This is a genomic window from Campylobacter sp. BCW_6873 (assembly GCF_001762365.1).
Taxonomy (GTDB): Bacteria; Campylobacterota; Campylobacteria; order Campylobacterales; family Campylobacteraceae; genus Campylobacter_D; species Campylobacter_D jejuni.
The window spans coordinates 1-6,573 of sequence record NZ_MJWS01000076.1 but is presented as its reverse complement, the minus strand read 5'-3'; the positions used below and the strand labels follow the sequence as shown (position 1 = coordinate 6,573).

Annotated in this window: 2 tRNA genes and 3 rRNA genes; all 5 read left to right on the top strand. The window is 41.0% G+C overall.

Going from position 1 to position 6,573, the window contains the following annotated elements:
* Positions 1–472: 472 nt before the first annotated feature.
* The 5 genes from AJ932_RS06520 (at position 473) to rrf (ending at position 6,425) form a co-directional block, all read left to right on the top strand.
* Positions 473–1,985 (top strand): 16S ribosomal RNA (locus AJ932_RS06520).
* A gap of 102 nt (positions 1,986–2,087) precedes the next feature.
* Positions 2,088–2,163 (top strand) — tRNA-Ala (locus tag AJ932_RS06515).
* A gap of 8 nt (positions 2,164–2,171) precedes the next feature.
* Positions 2,172–2,248, top strand: a tRNA-Ile gene (locus AJ932_RS06510).
* Between the two features lie 727 nt (positions 2,249–2,975).
* A 23S ribosomal RNA gene (locus tag AJ932_RS06505) occupies positions 2,976–6,034 on the top strand.
* A 274-nt stretch (positions 6,035–6,308) separates the two neighbouring features.
* A 5S ribosomal RNA gene (gene rrf, locus AJ932_RS06500) occupies positions 6,309–6,425 on the top strand.
* The 16S, 23S and 5S rRNA genes sit together here with 2 tRNA genes alongside, the layout of an rRNA operon.
* Positions 6,426–6,573: the final 148 nt, after the last annotated feature.

Genomic DNA, 6,573 nt, shown 5'->3' with positions numbered 1-6,573 from the left:
GTAGATTTTATAAATTAACTTTATTTTAGATTTTTTAAGTTTTTAAATTATTTGAGTTTTTAACTTTCTTAATTTTTTAATTTAAAGCTAAAAAGTTTTATTTATAAATCTTAGTTTTTTAATTTAAAAACTTTTCTTTTAAAAATGATTTTTTGTTTTGTTCTTTTAACTTAGTATTGTTATTCAAATCTTATTAGTCAATCTTTGAAATCTAAATAAGTGATCGATTGAGCCAGAAAGATTTAGGCATAAGCAATTATGTAAAATCTATTCAATCTAATAATTAAAAAGATTAAAAGCTTTTCTTTTAATCTTTTATAACTTTTTCTTTGAAGAAAAAGATTAAACTATCTATAAAAGTAATAAGGTTTATCTCTTTAATGCAATCTAAGTAGTTTATCTATTAGGTTGGCGGGGTAGGCCTTTAGCTTGCTTCTTAGTCAAGGCTTTGCCTTGATGCTAAAGAAGGTTTATTATGGAGAGTTTGATCCTGGCTCAGAGTGAACGCTGGCGGCGTGCCTAATACATGCAAGTCGAACGATGAAGCTTTTAGCTTGCTAGAAGTGGATTAGTGGCGCACGGGTGAGTAAGGTATAGTTAATCTGCCCTACACAAGAGGACAACAGTTGGAAACGACTGCTAATACTCTATACTCCTGCTTAACATAAGTTGAGTAGGGAAAGTTTTTCGGTGTAGGATGAGACTATATAGTATCAGCTAGTTGGTAAGGTAATGGCTTACCAAGGCTATGACGCTTAACTGGTCTGAGAGGATGATCAGTCACACTGGAACTGAGACACGGTCCAGACTCCTACGGGAGGCAGCAGTAGGGAATATTGCGCAATGGGGGAAACCCTGACGCAGCAACGCCGCGTGGAGGATGACACTTTTCGGAGCGTAAACTCCTTTTCTTAGGGAAGAATTCTGACGGTACCTAAGGAATAAGCACCGGCTAACTCCGTGCCAGCAGCCGCGGTAATACGGAGGGTGCAAGCGTTACTCGGAATCACTGGGCGTAAAGGGCGCGTAGGCGGATTATCAAGTCTCTTGTGAAATCTAATGGCTTAACCATTAAACTGCTTGGGAAACTGATAGTCTAGAGTGAGGGAGAGGCAGATGGAATTGGTGGTGTAGGGGTAAAATCCGTAGATATCACCAAGAATACCCATTGCGAAGGCGATCTGCTGGAACTCAACTGACGCTAAGGCGCGAAAGCGTGGGGAGCAAACAGGATTAGATACCCTGGTAGTCCACGCCCTAAACGATGTACACTAGTTGTTGGGATGCTAGTCATCTCAGTAATGCAGCTAACGCATTAAGTGTACCGCCTGGGGAGTACGGTCGCAAGATTAAAACTCAAAGGAATAGACGGGGACCCGCACAAGCGGTGGAGCATGTGGTTTAATTCGAAGATACGCGAAGAACCTTACCTGGGCTTGATATCCTAAGAACCTTATAGAGATATGAGGGTGCTAGCTTGCTAGAACTTAGAGACAGGTGCTGCACGGCTGTCGTCAGCTCGTGTCGTGAGATGTTGGGTTAAGTCCCGCAACGAGCGCAACCCACGTATTTAGTTGCTAACGGTTCGGCCGAGCACTCTAAATAGACTGCCTTCGTAAGGAGGAGGAAGGTGTGGACGACGTCAAGTCATCATGGCCCTTATGCCCAGGGCGACACACGTGCTACAATGGCATATACAATGAGACGCAATACCGCGAGGTGGAGCAAATCTATAAAATATGTCCCAGTTCGGATTGTTCTCTGCAACTCGAGAGCATGAAGCCGGAATCGCTAGTAATCGTAGATCAGCCATGCTACGGTGAATACGTTCCCGGGTCTTGTACTCACCGCCCGTCACACCATGGGAGTTGATTTCACTCGAAGCCGGAATACTAAACTAGTTACCGTCCACAGTGGAATCAGCGACTGGGGTGAAGTCGTAACAAGGTAACCGTAGGAGAACCTGCGGTTGGATCACCTCCTTTCTAGAGTACAAAGTAATAAGTCTCACCACTATTACTTCAATATATAAACTCAATTGATTCTTGTTTAGATTTCAAAGATTGATGATAAAGCTAATTGTTTATGGGGAATTAGCTCAGCTGGGAGAGCGCCTGCTTTGCACGCAGGAGGTCAGCGGTTCGATCCCGCTATTCTCCACCATTTATTAAGGGCCTATAGCTCAGCTGGTTAGAGTGCACCCCTGATAAGGGTGAGGTCACAAGTTCAAGTCTTGTTAGGCCCACCATAAAAAAGATTTGAATAAAAAAGCTTTAAAATCTAAAGCAAGTATATAAAGTAGATTAAATATAAAATATAAACTCTATACTTAGATTTATTTTTATCTTTAGCTATAAAAGAATATACTTTAAATAGATATAAGTAGCATATACATTATGTATTTATATTTATAATGATTATATTAATATATATATACTTCCTTTAGGTTTTAAACCTAAATGTTCTTTTTAATTATCATTGTTAAGAGTCACAAGCAAGTTTTAATAAAAACAATTTTACAGGACTTGTTAAAGGATAAAACCTATTTATCTTTTCTTTGGTTTAACTTATATCTTTTAATTATCTTTATTTCTATAATAAAGAGAATATTAGATTTAAGATTTGTAAATTAAAGACAAGTTTCAAACTCACAGCTTAGTTAAGACTAAATCATTTAGTTCTATATTAAGTGTTTGAATGCTTTCCGTCTTAAGATAAAGAAGTCTTATCATAAAAACTTTAACAAGGAAGTGATGCGTTTTAGAATCAATAAAAAAGGTAGAAGTTAGGTTATATCTAACTTTTATGCAAATTGTTTTTTTAGCGATTAAGAATTGAAGCTTTATCTACATTAATTTTTTAATGAATGTTTAGTTTATTTCGTTTTAAGCCTAATATCTTTTAGGTTGGCGGGGTAGGTCTTTAGCTTTGGTTCTTTAGGATGAGCTTTGCTCATCTGCTAAAAGAACATCAAAAGGTAAGCTACTAAGAGCGAATGGTGGATGCCTTGACTGGTAAAGGCGATGAAGGACGTACTAGACTGCGATAAGCTACGGGGAGCTGTCAAGAAGCTTTGATCCGTAGATTTCCGAATGGGGCAACCCAATGTATAGAGATATACATTACCTATATAGGAGCGAACGAGGGGAATTGAAACATCTTAGTACCCTCAGGAAAAGAAATCAATAGAGATTGCGTCAGTAGCGGCGAGCGAAAGCGCAAGAGGGCAAACCCAGTGCTTGCACTGGGGGTTGTAGGACTGCAATGTGCAAGAGCTGAGTTTAGCAGAACATTCTGGAAAGTATAGCCATAGAGGGTGATAGTCCCGTATGCGAAAAACAAAGCTTAGCTAGCAGTATCCTGAGTAGGGCGGGACACGAGGAATCCTGTCTGAATCCGGGTCGACCACGATCCAACCCTAAATACTAATACCAGATCGATAGTGCACAAGTACCGTGAGGGAAAGGTGAAAAGAACTGAGGTGATCAGAGTGAAATAGAACCTGAAACCATTTGCTTACAATCATTCAGAGCACTATGTAGCAATACAGTGTGATGGACTGCCTTTTGCATAATGAGCCTGCGAGTTGTGGTGTCTGGCAAGGTTAAGCAAACGCGAAGCCGTAGCGAAAGCGAGTCTGAATAGGGCGCTTAGTCAGATGCTGCAGACCCGAAACGAAGTGATCTATCCATGAGCAAGTTGAAGCTAGTGTAAGAACTAGTGGAGGACTGAACCCATAGGCGTTGAAAAGCCCCGGGATGACTTGTGGATAGGGGTGAAAGGCCAATCAAACTTCGTGATAGCTGGTTCTCTCCGAAATATATTTAGGTATAGCGTTGTGTCGTAATATAAGGGGGTAGAGCACTGAATGGGCTAGGGCATACACCAATGTACCAAACCCTATCAAACTCCGAATACCTTATATGTAATCACAGCAGTCAGGCGGCGAGTGATAAAATCCGTCGTCAAGAGGGAAACAACCCAGACTACCAGCTAAGGTCCCTAAATCTTACTTAAGTGGAAAACGATGTGAAGTTACTTAAACAACCAGGAGGTTGGCTTAGAAGCAGCCATCCTTTAAAGAAAGCGTAATAGCTCACTGGTCTAGTGATTTTGCGCGGAAAATATAACGGGGCTAAAGTAAGTACCGAAGCTGTAGACTTGCACACAACTTAGATTATTTAAGTTTAGAATATAAAAAACTAAGTTATATGTTTTAAGTTATATTTTTACTGATTTTTATAGAGTAAAGATAGAAATAAAACTTAGTAAAATCAGTAAAAATATTCTTGGTTTAAAGTTTAAGTAGTTTAAGTTGTGTGCAAGTGGTAGGAGAGCGTTCTATTTGCGTCGAAGGTATACCGGTAAGGAGTGCTGGAGCGAATAGAAGTGAGCATGCAGGCATGAGTAGCGATAATTAATGTGAGAATCATTAACGCCGTAAACCCAAGGTTTCCTACGCGATGCTCGTCATCGTAGGGTTAGTCGGGTCCTAAGTCGAGTCCGAAAGGGGTAGACGATGGCAAATTGGTTAATATTCCAATACCAACATTAGTGTGCGATGGAAGGACGCTTAGGGCTAAGGGGGCTAGCGGATGGAAGTGCTAGTCTAAGGTTGTAGGAGCTTATACAGGCAAATCCGTATAAGAACACTCCGAGAACTGAAAGGCTTTTTGAAGTCTTCGGATGGATAGAAGAACCCCTGATGCCGTCGAGCCAAGAAAAGTTTCTAAGTTTAGCTAATGTTGCCCGTACCGTAAACCGACACAGGTGGGTGGGATGAGTATTCTAAGGCGCGTGGAAGAACTCTCTTTAAGGAACTCTGCAAAATAGCACCGTATCTTCGGTATAAGGTGTGGTTAGCTTCGTACTAGGATTTACTCCGAAAGCGAAGAAACTTACAACAAAGAGTCCCTCCCGACTGTTTACCAAAAACACAGCACTCTGCTAACTCGTAAGAGGATGTATAGGGTGTGACGCCTGCCCGGTGCTCGAAGGTTAATTGATGGGGTTAGCATTAGCGAAGCTCTTGATCGAAGCCCGAGTAAACGGCGGCCGTAACTATAACGGTCCTAAGGTAGCGAAATTCCTTGTCGGTTAAATACCGACCTGCATGAATGGCGTAACGAGATGGGAGCTGTCTCAAAGAGGGATCCAGTGAAATTGTAGTGGAGGTGAAAATTCCTCCTACCCGCGGCAAGACGGAAAGACCCCGTGGACCTTTACTACAGCTTGACACTGCTACTTGGATAAGAATGTGCAGGATAGGTGGGAGGCTTTGAGTATATGACGCCAGTTGTATATGAGCCGTTGTTGAGATACCACTCTTTCTTATTTGGGTAGCTAACCAGCTTGAGTTATCCTCAAGTGGGACAATGTCTGGTGGGTAGTTTGACTGGGGCGGTCGCCTCCCAAATAATAACGGAGGCTTACAAAGGTTGGCTCAGAACGGTTGGAAATCGTTCGTAGAGTATAAAGGTATAAGCCAGCTTAACTGCAAGACATACAAGTCAAGCAGAGACGAAAGTCGGTCTTAGTGATCCGGTGGTTCTGTGTGGAAGGGCCATCGCTCAAAGGATAAAAGGTACCCCGGGGATAACAGGCTGATCTCCCCCAAGAGCTCACATCGACGGGGAGGTTTGGCACCTCGATGTCGGCTCATCGCATCCTGGGGCTGGAGCAGGTCCCAAGGGTATGGCTGTTCGCCATTTAAAGCGGTACGCGAGCTGGGTTCAGAACGTCGTGAGACAGTTCGGTCCCTATCTGCCGTGGGCGTAAGAAGATTGAAGAGATTTGACCCTAGTACGAGAGGACCGGGTTGAACAAACCACTGGTGTAGCTGTTGTTCTGCCAAGAGCATCGCAGCGTAGCTAAGTTTGGAAAGGATAAACGCTGAAAGCATCTAAGCGTGAAGCCAACTCTAAGATGAATCTTCTCTAAGCTCTCTAGAAGACTACTAGTTTGATAGGCTGGGTGTGTAATGGATGAAAGTCCTTTAGCTGACCAGTACTAATAGAGCGTTTGGCTTATCTTTAATAAAGCATCACTTCCTTGTTAAGGTTTTTAAGAAAGCTTTGAATATAGATAATATTTAGAGTTTCATAGAAATCTTTCAAGTAGAGTTTATATTAGAACTTGCTCTTAACATTGTTTTTTAAGTATTCTATATAAAAACTTATCAAAGATAAAAGATAAGTAAAGAAGAAAGAAAAACAAAAGAAGAAAGAGAATAAAGAAAAAAGTAAAGAAATAAAAGATTAATCTTTATTTTTTAAATTCAATCTTTCAAAGAATATTTAAATAACAATGTCCGTGATTATACAGATGTGGAAACGCCTTGCTCCATCCCGAACCAAGAAGCTAAGCACATCGTGGGTGATGATACTACGCCTTACTGGCAGGGGGAAAGTAGCTCATTGCGGACTTGTTAAATGTCTTTATTGCTTACTTTATATATAAATCCTATGTTTATTTTTATTGTTGTTTTAGATGGTGCTTAGAATCGTGTTTAAAAAAGAGTTTGTTGCTGGTTAAGGTTTTTAAGAGAATAGGGTGTTTTTAGGGGTTTGGAAA